This window comes from Ralstonia insidiosa (assembly GCF_008801405.1).
GTDB classification, from domain to species: domain Bacteria; phylum Pseudomonadota; class Gammaproteobacteria; order Burkholderiales; family Burkholderiaceae; genus Ralstonia; species Ralstonia insidiosa.
In genome coordinates this window covers 990,576-1,008,160 of the sequence record NZ_VZPV01000002.1, presented here as the reverse complement: position 1 = coordinate 1,008,160, position 17,585 = coordinate 990,576, and the positions used below count along the sequence as shown (strand labels likewise).

At 62.9% G+C, this 17,585-nt stretch carries 20 protein-coding genes; 8 read left to right on the top strand and 12 right to left on the bottom strand.

The genetic code is table 11. The features are described from left to right. Positions 1–8: 8 nt before the first annotated feature. A complete protein-coding gene (locus F7R11_RS21440) occupies positions 9–2,438 on the bottom strand; it encodes an ATP-binding protein (protein ID WP_064808015.1) in 2,430 nt (809 codons plus the stop codon). Positions 2,439–2,586: 148 nt separating this feature from the next. Here F7R11_RS21440 and F7R11_RS21435 point away from each other — a divergent pair, with 148 nt between their 5' ends. Continuing rightward, positions 2,587–2,994 carry a response regulator gene (locus F7R11_RS21435; RefSeq protein ID WP_064808017.1) on the top strand — a complete coding sequence of 136 codons (408 nt, stop codon included), beginning with the start codon at positions 2,587–2,589 and terminating at the stop codon, positions 2,992–2,994. Positions 2,995–3,002: 8 nt separating this feature from the next. Here the strand turns inward: F7R11_RS21435 and F7R11_RS21430 are convergent, their stop codons facing one another. Beyond that, positions 3,003–3,767 carry a response regulator gene (locus F7R11_RS21430; RefSeq protein WP_064808019.1) on the bottom strand — a complete coding sequence of 255 codons (765 nt, stop codon included), beginning with the start codon at positions 3,765–3,767 and terminating at the stop codon, positions 3,003–3,005. A gap of 393 nt (positions 3,768–4,160) precedes the next feature. On the opposite strand from F7R11_RS21430, the gene F7R11_RS21425 reads away from it, so the two are divergent. Further along, positions 4,161–4,433: a CppA family protein gene (locus tag F7R11_RS21425; RefSeq protein WP_064808021.1), complete on the top strand. Its 273-nt coding sequence runs from the start codon at positions 4,161–4,163 to the stop codon at positions 4,431–4,433. 8 nt (positions 4,434–4,441) lie between these two features. Here F7R11_RS21425 and F7R11_RS21420 read toward each other — a convergent pair whose 3' ends face one another. Beyond that, the gene (locus tag F7R11_RS21420; protein ID WP_064808023.1) at positions 4,442–5,308 is read right to left on the bottom strand and encodes a LysR family transcriptional regulator; all 867 of its coding nucleotides are present in this window, start codon (positions 5,306–5,308) and stop codon (positions 4,442–4,444) included. Between the two features lie 102 nt (positions 5,309–5,410). Here F7R11_RS21420 and F7R11_RS21415 point away from each other — a divergent pair, with 102 nt between their 5' ends. From F7R11_RS21415 to F7R11_RS21395, 5 genes are all read left to right on the top strand, one after another. Beyond that, complete coding sequence (locus tag F7R11_RS21415) at positions 5,411–6,037, top strand: LysE family transporter (protein ID WP_064808025.1); 627 nt, start codon at positions 5,411–5,413, stop codon at positions 6,035–6,037. Positions 6,038–6,128: 91 nt separating this feature from the next. Then, positions 6,129–6,515, top strand: a complete 387-nt coding sequence (locus F7R11_RS21410) for a DUF2946 family protein (RefSeq protein ID WP_064808027.1) — start codon at positions 6,129–6,131, stop codon at positions 6,513–6,515. Positions 6,516–6,595: 80 nt separating this feature from the next. Next, a complete protein-coding gene (locus F7R11_RS21405; RefSeq protein ID WP_064808029.1) occupies positions 6,596–8,662 on the top strand; it encodes a TonB-dependent copper receptor in 2,067 nt (688 codons plus the stop codon). A 182-nt stretch (positions 8,663–8,844) separates the two neighbouring features. Continuing rightward, on the top strand, positions 8,845–9,405 hold the full coding sequence (locus F7R11_RS21400) for an HdeD family acid-resistance protein (RefSeq protein ID WP_021193522.1): 561 nt from the start codon (positions 8,845–8,847) through the stop codon (positions 9,403–9,405). A gap of 12 nt (positions 9,406–9,417) precedes the next feature. Further along, positions 9,418–10,098 carry a phosphoribosyltransferase gene (locus F7R11_RS21395; RefSeq protein ID WP_064808031.1) on the top strand — a complete coding sequence of 227 codons (681 nt, stop codon included), beginning with the start codon at positions 9,418–9,420 and terminating at the stop codon, positions 10,096–10,098. Between the two features lie 4 nt (positions 10,099–10,102). On the opposite strand, the gene F7R11_RS21390 is transcribed toward F7R11_RS21395, so the two are convergent. From F7R11_RS21390 to F7R11_RS21365, 5 genes are all read right to left on the bottom strand, one after another. Beyond that, complete coding sequence (locus tag F7R11_RS21390; protein WP_064808033.1) at positions 10,103–11,365, bottom strand: MFS transporter; 1,263 nt, start codon at positions 11,363–11,365, stop codon at positions 10,103–10,105. A gap of 753 nt (positions 11,366–12,118) precedes the next feature. After that, on the bottom strand, positions 12,119–13,144 hold the full coding sequence (locus F7R11_RS21380; RefSeq protein ID WP_021193518.1) for an AI-2E family transporter: 1,026 nt from the start codon (positions 13,142–13,144) through the stop codon (positions 12,119–12,121). Then, positions 13,141–13,803, bottom strand: a complete 663-nt coding sequence (locus F7R11_RS21375; protein WP_031328894.1) for a DUF1345 domain-containing protein — start codon at positions 13,801–13,803, stop codon at positions 13,141–13,143. The genes F7R11_RS21380 and F7R11_RS21375 overlap by 4 nt, the downstream gene beginning before the upstream one ends. Positions 13,804–13,883: 80 nt before the next feature. Next, a complete protein-coding gene (locus F7R11_RS21370; RefSeq protein ID WP_390624394.1) occupies positions 13,884–14,141 on the bottom strand; it encodes a protein kinase family protein in 258 nt (85 codons plus the stop codon). A 195-nt stretch (positions 14,142–14,336) separates the two neighbouring features. Next, complete coding sequence (locus tag F7R11_RS21365; protein WP_064808037.1) at positions 14,337–14,801, bottom strand: hypothetical protein; 465 nt, start codon at positions 14,799–14,801, stop codon at positions 14,337–14,339. A gap of 426 nt (positions 14,802–15,227) precedes the next feature. On the opposite strand from F7R11_RS21365, the gene F7R11_RS27105 reads away from it, so the two are divergent. Then, a complete protein-coding gene (locus F7R11_RS27105) occupies positions 15,228–15,395 on the top strand; it encodes a DUF6726 family protein (RefSeq protein ID WP_021193514.1) in 168 nt (55 codons plus the stop codon). Positions 15,396–15,406: 11 nt separating this feature from the next. On the opposite strand, the gene F7R11_RS21360 is transcribed toward F7R11_RS27105, so the two are convergent. From F7R11_RS21360 to F7R11_RS21345, 4 genes are all read right to left on the bottom strand, one after another. Beyond that, a complete protein-coding gene (locus F7R11_RS21360; RefSeq protein WP_064808039.1) occupies positions 15,407–15,922 on the bottom strand; it encodes a hypothetical protein in 516 nt (171 codons plus the stop codon). Beyond that, entirely contained in the window at positions 15,919–16,494 is a 576-nt protein-coding gene (locus F7R11_RS21355; RefSeq protein ID WP_064808040.1) for a glycoside hydrolase family 19 protein, read from the bottom strand. The genes F7R11_RS21360 and F7R11_RS21355 overlap by 4 nt, the downstream gene beginning before the upstream one ends. Further along, complete coding sequence (locus F7R11_RS21350) at positions 16,487–16,897, bottom strand: hypothetical protein (RefSeq protein ID WP_064808041.1); 411 nt, start codon at positions 16,895–16,897, stop codon at positions 16,487–16,489. Before F7R11_RS21350 ends, F7R11_RS21355 begins: the two co-directional genes overlap by 8 nt. 64 nt (positions 16,898–16,961) lie before the next feature. Beyond that, a complete protein-coding gene (locus F7R11_RS21345; RefSeq protein WP_064808042.1) occupies positions 16,962–17,522 on the bottom strand; it encodes a DUF4376 domain-containing protein in 561 nt (186 codons plus the stop codon). Between the last annotated feature and the right edge of the window lie 63 nt (positions 17,523–17,585).

Below are 17,585 nucleotides of genomic sequence, written 5' to 3'. Positions count from 1 at the left end.
TGTCCTTGTCATGGCAATGCTTGCGCCAGCGCGGTGGCCAGGTCCGCTGTTCTGACTGGTTTTCGGAGCACGGCCTTCACGCCGATCGCTGCGGCCTCACGTTCGAGTGCCGGCGTGCTGAACCCGCTACACAAAATGACCGGCAACCGAGGATGGGCGCCCGCAATGCGAGCGGCCAGCTCCACCCCGGTCAGGCCGGGCATGGTGTGGTCGCTAATGACGGCGTCAAAGCGCTCCGGAGCGGCCTGAAGCGCCTCCCACGCTGCCTCGCTTGAGGAAAAGCCGACCGGTTCGTAGCCGAGTTCTGCCAGTACCTCTTCACCTAGCCGCAAGAGCGCCTCTTCGTCGTCGACCAACAGGATGACTTGCCCGCTGCCATGCGGAAGGCTGGCAACGCTCTCTTGAGATGGCACTGGGCGTGCGTCGGTGACAGGCAGATAGATGTCGAACCGGCTTCCATGTCCCAGTTTGGACGCCACGTGCACAGCGCCACCGTGCTCCCGCACGATGCCGTCCACCAGCGATAGCCCCAACCCTGTGCCCTCTCCGGCGCGCCGTGTTGTGAAGAAAGGATTGAACATCCGCTCGAGAACGTCGGGCGCAATGCCGACGCCGTCATCCGCCACCCCCAGGCGGACATAGTTTCCGGCATCGAGTGCACCGTGTGAGAAGGCTCGCAACTCGGTCAGCGCAATACGCTCGACTTCCAAGCCCAACGTCCCGCCTTGCGGCATCGCATGCACGGCGTTGCTGCATAAGTTCATGACGACCTGGTGCAGATGGGTTGCATCGCCAAGTACATAGGCCTCTTGTTGCGTGATCCGCAGGTTCAGTGTGACGTTGGTGGGCAGCGTGGCTTTCAGCAACTCAGCGGTTTCCTCCACCACTGCGCGCACATCAACGGGCAGTTGTGCCGTCAGCCCGCTCCGGCTGAACGTCAGGATGCGCTCCACAAGCAGCCGGGCCCGCTCCCCCGCTCTCATGACTTGCTCGATGTACTGGCGCGCAGGCCGGTTTTGCTCCACAGCGACGAGGGAACGCTCTCCAAACCCAAGAATCGCCCCCAGAATATTGTTGAAATCGTGCGCCACCCCACCGGCAAATGTGCCAAGCGCTTCCAACTTCTGCGATTGCCGCAGTTGGCTCTCCAGGCGCCGCCTGTCCTGTTCGTCTGCAAGACGCTGCGTGATGTCCTCAACCGTTGCAATGATCAGATCCTCAGACCCCGCTTCTGAAGGCTGATGCCGCGCGAACACACGGGCGACGCTCATGTCTGTCCAGACGACCTTGCCGCTGCGATCCACATAGCGCTTCTGGAAGCGCACCTTGTCACGGTCACCGCGCACGAGCAGATCAATGTGCTCCTGGGTGAGCAACCTATCGTCCGGATGCGTAATGTCAAAGGCACGCCGTTCCGCCAACTCCTGGTTGCTGTATCCGACCATGTTCTGGAAGGCCGGGTTGGCCATCAAATAGCGGCCGTGGGCGTGCAGGACAAGAATGCCGACGGGCGCGTTCTCAAAAACCGTCCGCCAGCGTAGCTCGCTGGCTCGCATGGAACGATTGACTGCCTCCAGCCGCCGCAACCACGCCACCGCACCGGTCATGAGCAACACAGCCAACACGGAAAGCAACGCCGTTCGTAGCAATACGTCGGTAGCTGTCCGGCGCCGCGCAGCCAGCATTGCTTCCTCGCTCCGCGTGACGCGTACTTGCAGGGGACTCCGTTCGACAGCATGCAAGGCCGACCGCATTTTTTTGGAAGCCGGAGCCGCATGCCCACCATCCTCGGCAGCAATCGTCGCGCCGCCAGCGTCGAGAATGGCCAGGGTTGCCCCAGTGGCTCCGGCCATCGCATGGAAAGCGCGGTCGAATTCCAACGTATCCAGAACGGCAACGCCCGTGCCCAGCACCTGTCCGTCTTCCGCATGCAGCACACGACCCATTGCCAATGCTGGCCGGCCATGCAGAAGGATGACAAACGACGCGTTTGCTCCGTGGGTTACGTTGCTGGGAAGTTCCGAAATGGATGCGTCATCGTGACCGGAAGCGGCGCCCTTTTCCCAGGAACTTGCCACTAGGTGGCCCGATGCATCGTAAAGAAGGAGTGTCTCGAGTTGCGGCGCGTCAGCCATCTGCCGCTGTAGTAAAACCATCGCGGCGCGGTTCGCGTCCTGGGCGGTCAGCACATGCGTCGACTCAAGCAACACCAGGATCCGCTGCCCCACTTGCATCGCGCCCGCAACATGCTCGGCTGCAGCAGTCGCCAGCAGCGCAAGCTCCCGGTCCCCCACGTCGAGCGCTCGGGCGCGTGAACGCCACATCTCCATTCCGGCAGCACCTGCCAGCACCGCCACAAAAAGCCACCCTGCGATGATGAAGCGCCACAGCGGTTGCGCGCGGAATCCTGCGCGAGCAAGCACGTCTGGATCGGACATGTTGACGGTAGCGTGATGACCTGAACGTCAGGCCGACATTTCAAATGTAATGTTCACGGGCCAGCACGAAACGCTTGGGCAATCGGCCAACGCTGCAATCGAAGCCACAGCGGATACCGTCCGCGCTCCCAACTTGCTGGACTGACCTGTGGCCCTTCCAAACCGCCTGAACATCTTGGTCGTTGAAGACGATCCTTCGATACGCGAACTGATTGCGATGTCTTTGCGCGACGCAGGGCATCACGTCATTGAACGCACTGCGCTCAACGTTAAGGATTCGGTCGATGGACGCGCTGTGTCGCTCGTGGTCGTCGATTGCAACCTACCGGGCAAAGCCGCATCGCGTGCCCAAATTGGGCGCCTACGTGCACAGTTTCCGTTTGCCTCGTTCATCGCAATCTCTGGTTACTTTCCAGCCCATGCCGCAGGTCATCTGCAATTGGCTGACATGCTAGGAGCCGACGGCGTGTTGGGCAAACCCTTCACGTCTGATGCGCTTGCCGCTTTGGTTGCCGCGCTTGTGACGGTTAGACAGGCTCAACAACCGCAGCGGTAGCCATACCGTCAACCCAGCTCCTTGGCCGCCGTTCGGATAGCAGCTCCTGTCAACTTGTCTACGGGAACGCTAAACACGTAGCCTGCGCCGCGGATCGTGCGGATGAACGAGGGATGCGCGGGGTCGGGCTCGATCTTTCGCCGCAAACGCAAAATCTGAACGTCGATCGAACGGTCATAAACGTCATCGTAGAGCCGGCTCGATTCCAGAAGCTGGTCTCGGGACAGCACATGCCCCGGCGCAGCGAGAAACGCGTTCAGCAGGCAGAACTCGCCGTTGGTCAGCTCGACAGCGGCACCTGCTGGATCGGTCAGCTTTCGGGTACCGATATTGAGCTCCCACCCTGCAAACCGATAGGCCCTCGCATCGGTGGTTCTTCCGACCGACGGCGCCATCGCACTGGCGCGTCTGAGCAGCGCACGCACACGTGCCAGCAGCTCACGAGAACTGAACGGCTTGGTCAGATAGTCGTCCGCACCCAGTTCGAGGGCCATCACGCGGTCGGCTTCATCGCGTTTGCCCGAGACGATCATGATGGGAAGGTTTGACTGCTCACGCAGTGCGCGCGCAATCTGCACGCCATCCTCGCCAGGCATGCGCAGATCCAGAATCACGAGGTCAATGGCGAACATCTCGAGCGCCGCATTCATCTCTTTTCCGCTGGATGCTGCAGTGACCCGAATGTCGTTTTCGCCAAGGTATCCGGTAAGCAGTTCGCGGATTGCGGGATCGTCATCGACGACCAGCACATGAGGAAGATTGTCGTCCGCCATCGCGCGAGCACATGAAGTCAATCTGTAGAAAGAATAGCGCCGGCATCGACATTCAGACACCCGGCGCGTCGTGCTTGCAGCCGCGGATTCTGATTGCCTGATCAACGATGCAAGGCGCTGCCAAGCCACCTCTCTTGTGCAGGCGGCTCGCTACGGTTGCCGCTATTGTCGTTTGCAAATCGGCGGCGTGGCATATCGGAAGGCGCAAACGCCGGTGAATAAAGCTCACGGGTTGCATGCGCGGATTTTTACGGCGCCGTCTGATGTGTCCACCAGCGCCGGGCATTAAGTCGCCCATCTCATGAATTGAGTCACCCGATACAACACCGTCCTTGAATTCTGCAAATAACTGTATATATTTACAGTACCTGTACATTCATACAGCTATCCACCATGGACGACCTGATCCGCATCGAAAACGAGTACGACCGCCAAACCGTGGCGTGGCTGCGCAATCGCCTGGGCGATCAAGCCCTGTGCGAAGTCGTCATGCGCATGGAAGGACACGGTCGCCCGTATGTGTCAGAGGTGTGCCGCACGCTAGGTGTGACGCGTCCGCCATATCAACGAGTCTCGCGCGCACGGCCACTCAACCGTGCCGTTGGCGAAGCGTATCTCGCCACTATCCGCGGCATCCTCGGCACGGGCCGGCACGCGGCGGCATAACGGCAGCGTCAGTCTGACAACGAGGCGGCAGTCTCTTCACGCAGCCAAGCGAGCCATGCAGCAGCCGGGCTGTCGGGCGTAATCGGCACGCTCGACAGCAGGCAGTACGCAGACCCATCACGCCGGAAGCCGTCCGGCGCCACCAGTCGCCCATCTTTCAGGTCGTCACCCGCCATCAGCTTTGATGCGATAGCGGTGCCTTGCCCGGCCAACGCGGCCTGCAAGCTCAAATAGAAGTGTTCATAGCGCGCCTCGGGCAACCGCCCACGCGGGCGCGGCATGCCGCTGATGCGCCACCACGTCTGCCAGGCGTCGGGGCGCGTGGCGGTGTGCAACAGCCGTTTGCGTGCGGCGGCATCGGCATGCGGCGCATGCACGGGGCCAATCCACTCCTCGCAGATGGGCTCGGCGTGCACGTGTGCTGGCCATGCAAAGTCATTGCGGCGCAGGGCAACGTCGACACCCGTGCGCGCGAAATCGATCGGGCCACCTGCCGCGAACAAGTGCACCTGGATGGATGGATGCCGCGCCTGAAAGCGTGACAGGCGCGGAATCAACCACCGCATCGCCAGCGTCGGTTCGCACGAAACCACCAGCGCGGAAGACGTTGCACGGCGTGCAATCCGGTCAAGGCTTTCTGTGAGGATGGAGAACGCATCGACTGCCGCCAAGCGCAGTTGTTCTCCCGCAGGCGTCAGGAAGACGGCCCGGTTGCGCCGCTCGAACAAGTCAACCCCCAGCGATTCCTCCAACTGCCGTATCTGGCGGCTAATGGCGCCATGTGTCACGTGCAATTCCTGCGCGGCGCGCACGAAGCTGCCGTGTCGCGCTGCGGCTTCGAACACACGCAAGGTATTGAGCGGCGGAAGTGCCATCTGTCAGTTTTTCTCACTGAAAAACGGCATCATAAATCGATTTTCAGGGATGTCCCATTCGCCCAGAATCGGCGCATCCCCACTTTCCTTCGAGCGCCTGACATGGCCGAACTCTTTGCCGTTGCCGTCATCACCATCTTGGCCGTCATCAGCCCCGGGGCGGATTTCGCCATGGTCACGCGCAACAGCGTGCTGTACGGCCGGCGTGCTGGCGTGCTTTGCGCACTGGGCATTGCGTTGGGCGTGCAGGTGCACGTGTTCTACACGATGTTTGGCGTGGGTCTGCTGATTGCGCATGCACCAGCGCTCTTGCATGGCATCAAACTGATTGGCGCGGCGTATCTGGTGTGGATCGGTTGGAAGACGTTGTCGGCCAAACCGATGTCCGTGGGCAAGACAGCGGATGACGGCACGGGCAACCACACGCTGTCGGCCGGCGCGGCGCTGCGCATGGGTTTTCTCACGAATGCGCTCAACCCGAAGACGACATTGTTCGTCGTCAGTACGTACACGCAGGTTGTTCACCCAGGCACACCGCTGGCGGCACAGTTCGGCTACGGGCTCTTCATGTCGGTTGCGCACGCGGCGTGGTTTGCATTGGTGGCAACAGTGTTTGCGTCGGGTGCGTTGCGGCGCTCGCTGCTGGCACGGCAGCAGATGGTCGATCGCGTAATCGGCGTGATCCTGATCGGGCTAGGCCTGGCACTGGGGTTCGCACGGCTGGCGTAGTACCTGCGGCACGGGGTCGCAGCAAAGTTACCGATTGCTGAGCCGGCAGTATCCTCGCGCGATGCCCGCCCGCCACCTCGTCTGGAAACCTTTGCCCCGCCTGCATCTTGCCGGCGGGCGCGCGGTTGCGTGGGTACTGCTGTGGGCTTACCTGCTGGCCACCGCATGGATGCCGCTGGCGCATGCCGCACGCGCGCATGCCGAGCAATTGCCCGTGGTGCTGTGCTCCGCGCACGGCACGGGCGTGATGATCATCCCGCTGTCCGATCCGGGCGAGCGCAAGCGTGTCGAGCAATCCATGTCGGCGCCGGCGTGCTGTGGCGCGTGCGTCGTCATGGCAGACATCGCGCCCACGCTCGATATCGATACACCCAACGCGCCGGCCTTGCTGGGCAGTGTCAGCGCAACGGACATCCTCACACCTCGCCTTGCCACACCTGCGCCGCAACGGCGCGCCCGCGGCCCACCGCTGGGTTGATCCACCCCATCTCAAGACACCTTCGCCCGCGCCGCGTAGTTGCGGCGGCGGGCTTCACCCATTTCGTCTTTGTCTTTCTCATGAAGCTGGATCACCCACACTCCGGGCGGCACGCTGTTGCCCTGGCGGTTGCCGCGCTGTCGTCCATGTCCGTCGCCCACGCGGCGGAGCCCACGCCACCTGAAATCGACCTGGCGACCACGATGGTGATTGCACCGCCGCCATCGTCGCCGCTGACCATCGTCACCGACCCGAAATCGCCACGCCAGCCGCTGCCCGCCAGCGACGGTGCGGACTACCTCAAGACCATCCCCGGCTTTACCTCCATCCGCAGCGGCGGCACCAATGGCGACCCGGTGCTGCGCGGCATGTTTGGCTCGCGGCTGAACATCCTCACCAACGGCACATCAATGCTGGGCGCGTGCCCCAACCGCATGGATGCGCCCACGTCGTATATCTCACCCGAGAGCTACGACAAGCTGACCGTCATCAAAGGGCCGGAATCGGTGATCTACGGGCCGGTCGGCTCGGCGGGCACCGTGCTGTTCGAGCGCAATACCAAACGCTTTACCGAGCCCGGCACGCGCTTTGACGGCAGCGTGGTCGGCGGGTCCTTCGGCCGCAATGACCAAAACGCCGATTTCACGGCCGGCACACCCGACGCCTACGCGCGCATCACCGCCAACCACGCGCACCAGCAGGACTACAAAGACGGCAACGGCAACACCATCCCCTCGCAATGGGACAAGTGGAACGTCGACGCCGCGCTCGGCCTCACGCCCGACGACCACACGCGCCTGGAGCTGACCGCCGGCACCGGCGATGGCTACGCGCGCTATGCCGGACGCGGCATGGACGGCGCACACTTCCGCCGCGAGAGCGTGGGCCTGCGCTTTGACAAATCGCACATCGGTGAAGTCCTGCAGCGCATCGAGGCGCAGGTCTACTACAACGATGCCGACCACGTGATGGACAACTTCACGCTGCGCAAACCCGACCCGATGAGCAGCATGCCGATGGGCATGGCTGCCGACGTGGGCCGGCGCACGGTCGGTGGGCGCGTGGCCGCCACGCTGCGTTGGGCCGATGCGCTGCAGCTCGTCACCGGCCTGGACATGCAGACGAGCCGTCTGCGCTCACGCAGCGGCACAGAGATGGTGTCGTACAGCAGCCAATCGTGGGTGCCCAGCGCCAGCTTCTTCAACACCGGCGCCTTTGGTGAGCTGACCTGGTTTGCAGCCGAGCACCAGCGCGTGATTGCCGGCGCGCGCATCGACCAGGCCAGCGCGCGCGATGATCGCGCATCGATCAACAGCATGATGGGCAGCCGCCCCAACCCGACCGCGGGCCAAGACCGCTCACGCACACTGCCCAGTGGCTTTGTTCGCTACGAGCACGATGTGTCTGGCGTGCCCGCCACGCTGTACGCAGGCGTTGGTCATGCGGAGCGCTTTCCGGATTACTGGGAGCTGATCTCGCCGAGCATGGGGCCCACGGGCTCCGTCAACGCGTTCTCCGCTATTCGGCCAGAGAAGACCACGCAGCTCGATATCGGGGCGCAGTACAAGAGCGCGCGCTTTGATGCGTGGGTGTCGGCGTATGCAGGTGTGGTCAACGACTTCATCCTCTTCAACTACCGCCCCGGCATGATGGGGCCGATGTCACAAGCCACCAACGTAGATGCTCGCATTGCCGGCGGCGAGATCGGCGGAACATGGCGCGTGAGCAATGCATGGCGCGTGGATGGTGCGCTCGCGTATGCGTGGGGACGCAACAGCAGCACCGGACAACCGCTGCCGCAAATGCCGCCGCTCGATCTGCGCCTGGGCGTCGAATATGAGCGCGGACCGTGGTCGGCCGGTGGCTTGTGGCGCGTGGCGGCGGCGCAGCACCGCTACGCGTTGAACCAAGGCAACGTGGTCGGCCAGGACTTCGGGCCGAGTGCTGGCTTTGGTGTGTTGTCGCTGCATGCAGGCTATGCCGTCAGCAAGACCGTGCGCGTGGCGGTGGGCGTCGACAACGTGCTGAACAAGGCTTACACCGAGCACCTGAACCTGGCCGGCGATGCGGGCTTCGGCTTTCCGGCACGCACGCCCATCCCCGAGCCGGGGCGCACCGCGTGGGCACGCGTGAGCATCAAGATGTAGCGCGGTATTGCGCCGCGTGCACATTGCGCGAGGGAATTCGCCAAATGTGACCCCGTAGGCGCACAAAATCACCGCGCCTGCATTGAGGCTCGCAACACTCTGCACTACCTTGGAACCATCAGCGATCGCTCGCCGCGCCCGGCGCGCGGTCGCTTTTCGTTTTCGACCAAGGAGTGTTGTTCATGCTGCATATGCTTTCTAAGTTGTGGTGGGTGCTCGCGCTGCGCGGGCTATGTGCGTTGGCCATCGGGGTTGGCGCGTTTGTGGTGCCGGCGGCAACGCTGGCTGCGCTGGTTCTGGTGTTTGGTGTCTATGCGCTGGTGGAGGGTTGCCTGCTGCTGGCAACAGCCTTCGGCGGCCAGCACCGCAGCCATGATCGCTGGCCCACCTTGCTGCAGGGGTCGTTGGGCGTGGCGGTGGGTGTGCTAACGCTATTCAATCCGGCCGTCACCGCGCTGGGGCTGCTGCTGTACATCGCCGCGTGGTTGCTCGCCCAGGGCGTGCTGCAAATCGTGGTGGCCATGCGCCTGCGTGAAGAACTGCACGGCGAATGGTGGTTGATCCTTGGCGGCATCGCCAGCGTGCTGTTGGCGGGCGTCCTGCTGTGGCGCCCCGAAGCAGGTGTGCTGGCCGTACTGTGGTGGATTGGCGCATGGGCCATCGTGTGGGGTATCACGCTGATCTTTGCAGCGCTGCGTGTGCGCAAGTGGGGCCGCAGCGGCTCAGCACGCGCCTTCGCTTAGCGCCGTGCCATCATGCGCGCGCCTTTTTGTGATCGATTCCGTGATCGCGCAGATGCCGGCCGGCAACTCGCCGCTGCGCTCGCAACGCTTGATCTGCCCGCACCGCGCATCGTGCTGGCACTGCCGCGCGGCGGTGTGCCGGTCGGCTATGCGATTGCGCGCGCGTTGAACGCAACGCTCGGCGTGCTGCTGGTGCGCAAGCTCGGTGCACCGTGGCAGCCCGAGCTGGCACTCGGCGCGCTGGCCGATTGCGGTGCGGGTCTACCGCCGCATATCGAGTGGAACACTGAACTGCTCGATGCCATCGCACCTTCGCAGGCGTATCTGGACAAGGTGACGGCGCAAGAGCTGACAGAACTGGAACGCCGCCGCACACGCTACGGCGTCGTGCCTTTGCCGCTGGCGGGCGTGACCGTCATCGTGACAGACGACGGCATTGCAACCGGGGCAACCGTGCGTGCAGCACTGGCTGCGGTGCGCCGTGCCAAACCCGGGCGCCTTGTGCTGGCGGTTCCCACCGCGCCCAAGACCACTTGGCAGGCGTTGCGCACCGAGGTGGATGACGGCGTGTGCCTCATCGCTCCCCCTGACTTCAGCTTCCAGGCCGTCGGGCAGTACTACGACAATTTCGATCAGACCGAAGACAGTGAAGTGATGGCGTTGCTGGCCAATGCCCGGCAACACCATCACTAGCCCATCATGCCGTCTGCAAACGCCGCTTGCGCTCGATGTCCGGCAGGAACACCGTCAGCAGGCCGATGAGCGGCAGGAACGAGCAGAGGTGGTAGACGTTGTAGATGTCGGTGGCGTCTGCCAGCTTGCCGAGCACGGCAGCGCCGATCCCGCCCAGCCCGAACGCAAACCCGAAGAACATGCCCGACACCATCCCCACCTTGCCGGGAATCAGCTCCTGCGCATACACGAGGATGGCCGAGAACGCCGAGGCCAGCACCAGCCCGATGATGACCGTCAGCACCGCCGTCCAGAACAGGTTGGCGTACGGCAGCATCAGCGTGAACGGCGCCACACCCAGGATCGACACCCAGATCACGACCTTGCGGCCCACGCGGTCGCCAATCGGGCCGCCCACGATCGTGCCCACCGCCACCGAGAACAGGAAGAGGAACAGGAACAGTTGCGAGGTCTGCGCCGACAGGTGGAACTTGGTGATCAGGTAGAACGTGTAGTAGCTGTTCAGGCTTGCCAGGTAGAAGTACTTGGAGAACAACAGCACGACCAGCAGCGTCATCGCAAACGCCACCTGACGGCCCGACAGCTTGACCGCCGCATGCGCGCGGCCACCCGCCTTGCGACCATGCCCTGCAGCACGTTCACGCTTGTACCAGCCGCCCACGTGATACAGCACGAAGATGGCGATGAGCGCAGCAATCGAGAACCACGCCAGACTGTGCTGGCCATACGGCATGATGATGAGCGCCGCCAACAACGGGCCCATTGCGCTGCCCGCGTTGCCGCCCACCTGGAACAGCGATTGCGCCAGACCGTGCCGGCCGCCCGAAGCCATGCGCGCCACGCGTGACGATTCCGGATGGAAGATCGACGAGCCCGTCCCCACCAGCGCTGCCGCCAGCAGCAACGTGCCAAAGTTGGGCGCCACCGACATCAGCAGCAGCCCCACCAGCGTAAAGCCCATGCCCACCGACAACGAATACGGCTTCGGATGCTTGTCGGTATAGAGGCCGACCATCGGCTGCAGCAGCGACGCCGTAATCTGATACACGAGCGTGATCAGCCCGATCTGCGAGAAATCGAGATGGAAGTTGCCCTTGAGCAGCGGATAGATCGCCAGGATCAACGACTGCATCATGTCGTTGAGGAAGTGCGCGAAGCTGATGGCGCCGATCACGCCAAAGCCGGTCTTGTCTGCCTGCGCGGCTGGGGCTGGGGTTGCTGCGGGGTTGGCCAAATCCGCGGCTGGGCCATTTGCGGTGGTTTGCATGATGGTTTTTGTGGAGAAAGGAATTCAAGCGAGGAACGCTCAATCATGCGCTCAAACGGTGCAGGCTTGTTGCCGTAAATTCGACAATGATTAGCGCAAACCAGACAAATTATTGTCCAGGCAGAAGCGTCACCATATACCGCGCCGTTTCACCAGAATCCCTCCCTCAACCCCCCGCAAACCCGCACCGCACTTGCCTTGGCAGACAGCTAACCTGTTAGCCATTTTCGTGCACGAGGCTCGTCCGTTCGTAGCATGGCTCGCCAGGAGGCGCTTTCTATACTCGCCAGCATGGACTGCGGTACGACGCCAGCAACGCAAACAGCGCCAGCACCGACAGCCAGACGGACCCGGCGCATGCGCGGCCCCACCAGCCAGCACATGTGCACGATCTGCACACCGAATCGGTGACCGGCGCCCCAGAGACTTGGCCGCCGCACACCGGCCAGTCATGGGAGGGGAGCCATGAAGATCCTGATAACGGGAACGCACTACCGCGCGATGGGAGACCTCTTCTATCAGGCCTTGCTCGACGACCGTGTCATCTGCTGCTTCGTAACCTCCGAAGCCGTGGACGTGACCGGCAACGCCATGCATCCGTCGCCCGCCACCGCCTCCCCGTGTACCGACCCTCGGCTCGCTGACGTCTCTCGGTCAGCGAGTTATTGCGCGCCCCTCGTCCCGTAGGGCGCGCTCTTTTCTGCCGATGCCGTCAGCGCGGGGGCGCTGGCGGATCACCCCGGAACCGACGCTTCAGCCGATCAGCCCGGCGTCCGTCAGTTCGCGTTTCATGTAGGCATACAGCACCGGCGCGGCAATCACGCCGCCCACCCCGAACAGGGCTTCCATCACGATCAGCGCGAGAATCAACTCCCACGCACGCGCATCGATGCGGCTGCCGATGATGCGCGCATTCACGAAGTACTCCAGCTTGTGCACCACCACCAGGAAGACGAGCGACGCCACCGCCAGCTCCAGCGATGCCGTCACGCTCATCAGCACGATGGCCGTGTTGGAGATCAGGTTGCCTGCCACCGGAATCAGCCCGGCCACGAAGGTCAGCAGGATCAGCGACTTGGAATACGGCACGTGCTGCCCGAACAACGGCAGCGCCCCCAGCAGATAGATGGCCGCCAGCGCAGTGTTGAGCGCGGAGATCTTCACTTGCGCAAACACCACCGCCTCGAACGCGGCCGTCAGCCGCCCCAACCGGTTCAGCAGTGCCGCAGCCAGCGGCTTATGACGCGCTGGATCCGGCGTATCAGACCACGCCACCATCGCCCCCAGGATCAGCCCCACCAGCATCAATGCGCTGGCGCGCAACCCGTCGATACCGATGGTCGACACTTGGTGCCCATGCTCCTTGAGCATCTGCACGAGCTGCACACGCAGCTCTGACACGGACTGCGGTACATAGTCGACCACTGCAGCCGGCAGCGATTCACGCAGGTTGTCGAGCACATCGGCAATGCGCGTGAGCATGCCCTCAAGCCCGTGGCCGTGTTCGACCAGGCGGCCGATCCCGATGCCAAGCCCGGCAAGAATCAGTGCGGCGATCAGGAACACGCCGCCCACCGCAATCGCCTTGGCGCTCTTGGACAGCGTGCGCCGCTCACGCAGGCGCACCTCCAGCTTGCGCGCGAGCGCATAGACAAGAAAGCCGGCAATGGCCGCCGGCAGCAGATGCAGCCACAGCACGGCCGCGATCATGGCGGCCACCAGCACATAGCTGACGATATCGATGGTGCGGGAATGCATGGGCGGAGGAAGCTTCGTCATGAAAACAGACCGGCAGCAATGTTGATGGAGAGCGCGAGGATGCTCGTATTAAAAAAGAACGACAGCAGCGACTGCCCCAGCACCGCCCGCCGCATGGTGCGCGAGCGGATAGCGACGTCGGCCGTCTGGCTGGCGACCGCGATCGTAAAGGAGAAGTAGAGAAAATCCCAGTAATCGGGCTCGATCTCCCGGTCGGGAAACACCAGCGTCGGCGCGTTCGGCTTGTGGTAGTACAAATGCGCGTAATGCACGGTGAACATCATCGGCACCATCAGCCAGGCACCCACCACCGTCACGCCGGTCAACGCGTAGTGCCACGCCTGTGCGTGCCCCGCTGACTTGGCCGTCACCAGCTCAAAGGCAATCGCCACCATGCTGGCGACCACGCCCAGGCAGACCACCGCCAGCACCGCCGAGGCGCGCTCATCCTCACGACGGGCCACAGCGCGGATGCGCCGCGGATCGGCCTTGAGCATCATCACCGAGACCAGCAACAAATACGTCCACACGGCAACGTCCCAGCCGAGCAGCGCGCGCGTGAGCCAGCCATGTGTGGGTATCAGCACAGCAACAACGATGCCCAGTGCGAATGCGCCCAGCAGGCGCGGCCGTGATGAGGCGAAGCGGGGGATCGGAAAGGACTCGTCCTGGGGGTTCACATGGGCCTCGTGCGTGCGTTCTGGCAAGGCGACATGGTAGCTGCTCAGGCTTGAACGCCCAATGCCGGTTCAGGGCCGCTTCAGGACGACGTGAGCATCGATGCGAACGAACGCCTGCACTTCTCCTTCACACGCTCGTGCGTCTTCAGTTGCTCGGCAGTGATGATGGCTTCCGGATAGACGCGGCACATGCCGACGATGGCGATATCCAGCGAGTCCGACGAACCGGCCTGGAACTCGAATTGCTCGAGCACCGTGTCATCCGTATCGCGCACGGTGATCTGGAACGGGCCAGGCGTCACGAAGGTGGTACAGCCAGCCAGCATCGTGGCCGCCACGCCCAGAGCGATGCAGACGGTAGAGCGGACTGTGCGAACGGGGCGGCGGGCACGGATCATCGAGAGGGTTTCAGGCGTGAAATGCTAGTGAGACGCGCGGACACGATATCGGTTCGCAACAAAACAAAAACGCCCGCATCGTGCGGGCGTTCTGTGATTCAGGTGTGGCAGGCCGCCCTCGCGGCGGCTGCAACCTTAGGCGTTGGCGCCATCGGTGAACGTGTTGAACTTGTCGCCAACCTTGGCGCCTTCGGTGTAGGTGTCGAACTTGCCGGCACGGGCCAGTGCGCCTTCGGTGTACGGGTCAAACTTGCTGCCTGCCTTGGCACCTTCCGAGTAGGTGTCGAACTTGCCGGCGCGGGCCAGTGCGCCTTCGGTGTACGGATCGAACTTGCTGCCTGCCTTGGCACCTTCGGTATAGGTGTCGAACTTGCCGGCACGGGCCAGCGCGCCTTGGCTGTAGACATCAAACTTGTCACCCACCTTGGCGCCTTCGGTGTACGGATCGAACTTGCTGCCTGCCTTCGCGCCTTGCGTGTAGACGTCAAAACGTTGGCCGGCTGCGGCGCCTTGGGTGTACACGTCGAACTTGGTAGCCGCCAGGGCCGGCACGGTGGCCAGGGCGATCAGGGCAGCGATCAGGGTGCGTTGGGCTTTCATGATGTCTTCTCCGGGATGGGCGCAGCGCGTCGGGCAGGTATCCGGTACTTCTCTTGGACTGTTTCGCTGCGGCGCCGCATTCGATGGAGTCATCGTAGGTGAGCCTGTTCAGACAATAAATGTCGCAACAGACAATTTATTGTTGCGATATAAGAAATTGCGGGAAAACCCGCATCACCGCTGGCTTTGTGGCTTACAGCAAGGCATGGCGGGTTTATTTGCGCAAACCAGAGATGTGACTTTTTCGACAAAAGTCAGCTTTGTGCGCCCGCCGAACGCTTCGGATTGCTTCACTTTCATGCGATGCACAAATCACACACACGCCGCACAGATTGTCATTTCGCGATACAAACACGCACAGGTTTGTAGGCGGGCCTGTGTCACACTGCGCGGCATTCGCTTTCGACTTCTTCACCCCCACACACGATGAAACGCATTCTGCTGGCCGCAGCCCTTCTTGGCACTGCACTCCTCTCTGGCTGCGGTGTGGTGGCTGCCCCTTGCCGGATCGCCTCGGCCGGGCTAAAGATGGTGCCGCTGGTGGGGCACGTGGCTGCGGCCCCCACCGATGCCTGTGCGGACATCATCGACTGACCACCCGCGTATCACTCCTGCGCTTTAGCAATACCCGCCTGCCGCACCACCCAATCCTGCAGATCCTTCAGTTGCTGGGCGTTGGCGTGGAAAGCTTCGGCTTCACGCTCGTGCTGGGCTTCAACGTCAGAGAGGACAACGCCACTGGAGGCTTCATCAAGGAGGCCGATGGTGGTGGGAAGCTCTGCACGGTTGGCGGAGTTCCACATGCCGACAAAGCGGCCAGGGATGCGGCAAGCAGCATCGTCGTGCACAACGACTTCATGGGGTACCTCGCGATCGCGGTAAAGGATGCGGTCTCGAAAGACCGTCTGGATGTGGGTCTGCGCCTGCGCGGCCTGGTCGGCAACCTGGGCGGTTGCTTCAGCCTGACGGGTCTCGGTCTTGTCGGCGGCAAGCTGACGCTTGAGAGCGTCCGCACGCTCCTCGCGCATGCGATGCAGATCGCCCATGCCGTAGCCAAGACCAAACGCCAGGGCCAACGCCAGAATGGCGCCACCCCAAAAACGGGGATCGAGCAAAGTCATGGCGTGGTGACTCCCACATGCGTTGCAAGAACGGCCCGTGCGCGTGACCACAATGCACGTCGGTCATCGATGCCATTGGTGCCGCCGTTGATGCGGCGGGTCAGCTCCACAAAGGCGGCGTCGGTGTCCTGATCGGCAAAGCGATTGAGCCCGCCACGCAGCCAGAACCACGCCGCCGATGCCACCGCATGCACGGGCTGTTCGAGCAGCTCGGGCTGCGCTTCCAAGTCCAGCCCCAATTCGATGCCACAGGCACGGTAGTTGGCGCGGCCAGTGATCTGGACCAGGCCGCGGCCTAGAAAGCGCTTGCCGTCTCCCGGCTGCGTGTTGCCCAGGTCTGCGCGGCCCTCATAGCCGCGCTGTGCTGGCGTTGGCCCCCACAGCTCACGCAAGAACCGCAACTGCCCGGACTCGTGTCCGACCTGCGCCAGAAACGCGGCAATACGCGCGGGCGTGTTGATCTGACGGAACAGAAGAACATCGGCAAGGATGGGCGCAAACACGTCGGCACGCGCGCCGGCGTTGGGCATGACGGTGCGCAGTTGCGCGGCGGTCAGAAGAGGATCAGCCATGGTTTACCTTGCTCAAGGTTTCACGCACGTCGTCGACGACCTCGGCAAGATCGGCGTCGCGTCGCTTGTTGATGAAGTTGAAGAGCCAGCGCACGAGCGCCCAGCCCGGCAGGCCGCAGGCGAAGTAGATGCCGCCAAGCGCCAAGGCGCCGTTGACCGTGCCGATCCAGTGCGCCATGCCGAAGTACTGGATGACGGCAGCGCCGCCGCTCAGGCTGGCAATGACGGTGGAGATAAGCGCAACAGCCCACTCGCCCCGCGCGCGCGGCAACGTCATCACCATCACCACGATGGTGGCGAGCGCGCTAGCGCAGCCCGCCACGGCCGCAGGCCCGCCGATGGCTTTGAAGGCAGCTGCGCCCGCAGCCCCCGCCGCGGCACTGCTGCTGATAGGTTCGGACATCGGTTCCCCCCCGGAAATAAAAAAGCCCGCACAAAGGCGGGCTGTGTTGGTGAGATGACGGTGGTTACCAGTCGATGGCTTGCACCTCTTCAATGCTGGTTGCGGCGTTGATCTTGGCGATCAGGGCGGCGTACTTTTGTTGCGTGGCGACGCGGTAGGCGAGCCAGTCGGCGTTGACTTGCTGGACTTGGGCTGCGGTGTGTGGCGTGAATGACCAGGCGTCGTTGCTGGCGCACCAGATGGGGGTGGCCCAGGTTGACGATGCAGTAGCGGCTGCACTGCCTGCGCTCTGCAGGTTGCGTTGATCGTCGTCCTGCGACGGGTAGGCATGCTCCGTACCGAGCGCTGACGAAGTAAAGCCGGCAATCAGTGAGGCGCCGCAGGCAGTGCTGATCTTGATGGTTTGCGCAGCGCTCACTTGGCTCAGCGTCATGAGCGAGACCGGATCAACAGCAATGGGGGTACCGTCGGCATCTGCGGTAATCGTCTTCCCGGCCGTTTGCGCGTCCATCAATTGCGCATGTGTTGCTGACCATTTTGATTCATCGACCGAGTCAGCAGGAATGTTGGCGGCATGAATTGCGGAATCGTAGAAACCGCCAGTGGATTTTGCGTAATACAGCATGAAATCTCCTTCGTGTGCAATTGCTTCGCCTTCGCACTGATTCGCAATAAAGCTGCCCTATTG

Bases quoted from the DNA above. Each gene is read 5' to 3' on its own strand.
- F7R11_RS21440 (WP_064808015.1), bottom strand. From the start codon at position 2,438: ATGTCCGATCCAGACGTGCTTGCTCGCGCAGGATTCCGCGCGCAACCG.
- F7R11_RS21430 (WP_064808019.1), bottom strand. From the start codon at position 3,767: ATGGCGGACGACAATCTTCCTCATGTGCTGGTCGTCGATGACGATCCC.
- F7R11_RS21425 (WP_064808021.1), top strand. From the start codon at position 4,161: ATGGACGACCTGATCCGCATCGAAAACGAGTACGACCGCCAAACCGTG.
- F7R11_RS21420 (WP_064808023.1), bottom strand. From the start codon at position 5,308: ATGGCACTTCCGCCGCTCAATACCTTGCGTGTGTTCGAAGCCGCAGCG.
- F7R11_RS21415 (WP_064808025.1), top strand. From the start codon at position 5,411: ATGGCCGAACTCTTTGCCGTTGCCGTCATCACCATCTTGGCCGTCATC.
- F7R11_RS21405 (WP_064808029.1), top strand. From the start codon at position 6,596: ATGAAGCTGGATCACCCACACTCCGGGCGGCACGCTGTTGCCCTGGCG.
- F7R11_RS21400 (WP_021193522.1), top strand. From the start codon at position 8,845: ATGCTGCATATGCTTTCTAAGTTGTGGTGGGTGCTCGCGCTGCGCGGG.
- F7R11_RS21395 (WP_064808031.1), top strand. From the start codon at position 9,418: ATGCGCGCGCCTTTTTGTGATCGATTCCGTGATCGCGCAGATGCCGGC.
- F7R11_RS21390 (WP_064808033.1), bottom strand. From the start codon at position 11,365: ATGCAAACCACCGCAAATGGCCCAGCCGCGGATTTGGCCAACCCCGCA.
- F7R11_RS21380 (WP_021193518.1), bottom strand. From the start codon at position 13,144: ATGACGAAGCTTCCTCCGCCCATGCATTCCCGCACCATCGATATCGTC.
- F7R11_RS21365 (WP_064808037.1), bottom strand. From the start codon at position 14,801: ATGAAAGCCCAACGCACCCTGATCGCTGCCCTGATCGCCCTGGCCACC.
- F7R11_RS27105 (WP_021193514.1), top strand. From the start codon at position 15,228: ATGAAACGCATTCTGCTGGCCGCAGCCCTTCTTGGCACTGCACTCCTC.
- F7R11_RS21360 (WP_064808039.1), bottom strand. From the start codon at position 15,922: ATGACTTTGCTCGATCCCCGTTTTTGGGGTGGCGCCATTCTGGCGTTG.
- F7R11_RS21355 (WP_064808040.1), bottom strand. From the start codon at position 16,494: ATGGCTGATCCTCTTCTGACCGCCGCGCAACTGCGCACCGTCATGCCC.
- F7R11_RS21350 (WP_064808041.1), bottom strand. From the start codon at position 16,897: ATGTCCGAACCTATCAGCAGCAGTGCCGCGGCGGGGGCTGCGGGCGCA.
- F7R11_RS21345 (WP_064808042.1), bottom strand. From the start codon at position 17,522: ATGCTGTATTACGCAAAATCCACTGGCGGTTTCTACGATTCCGCAATT.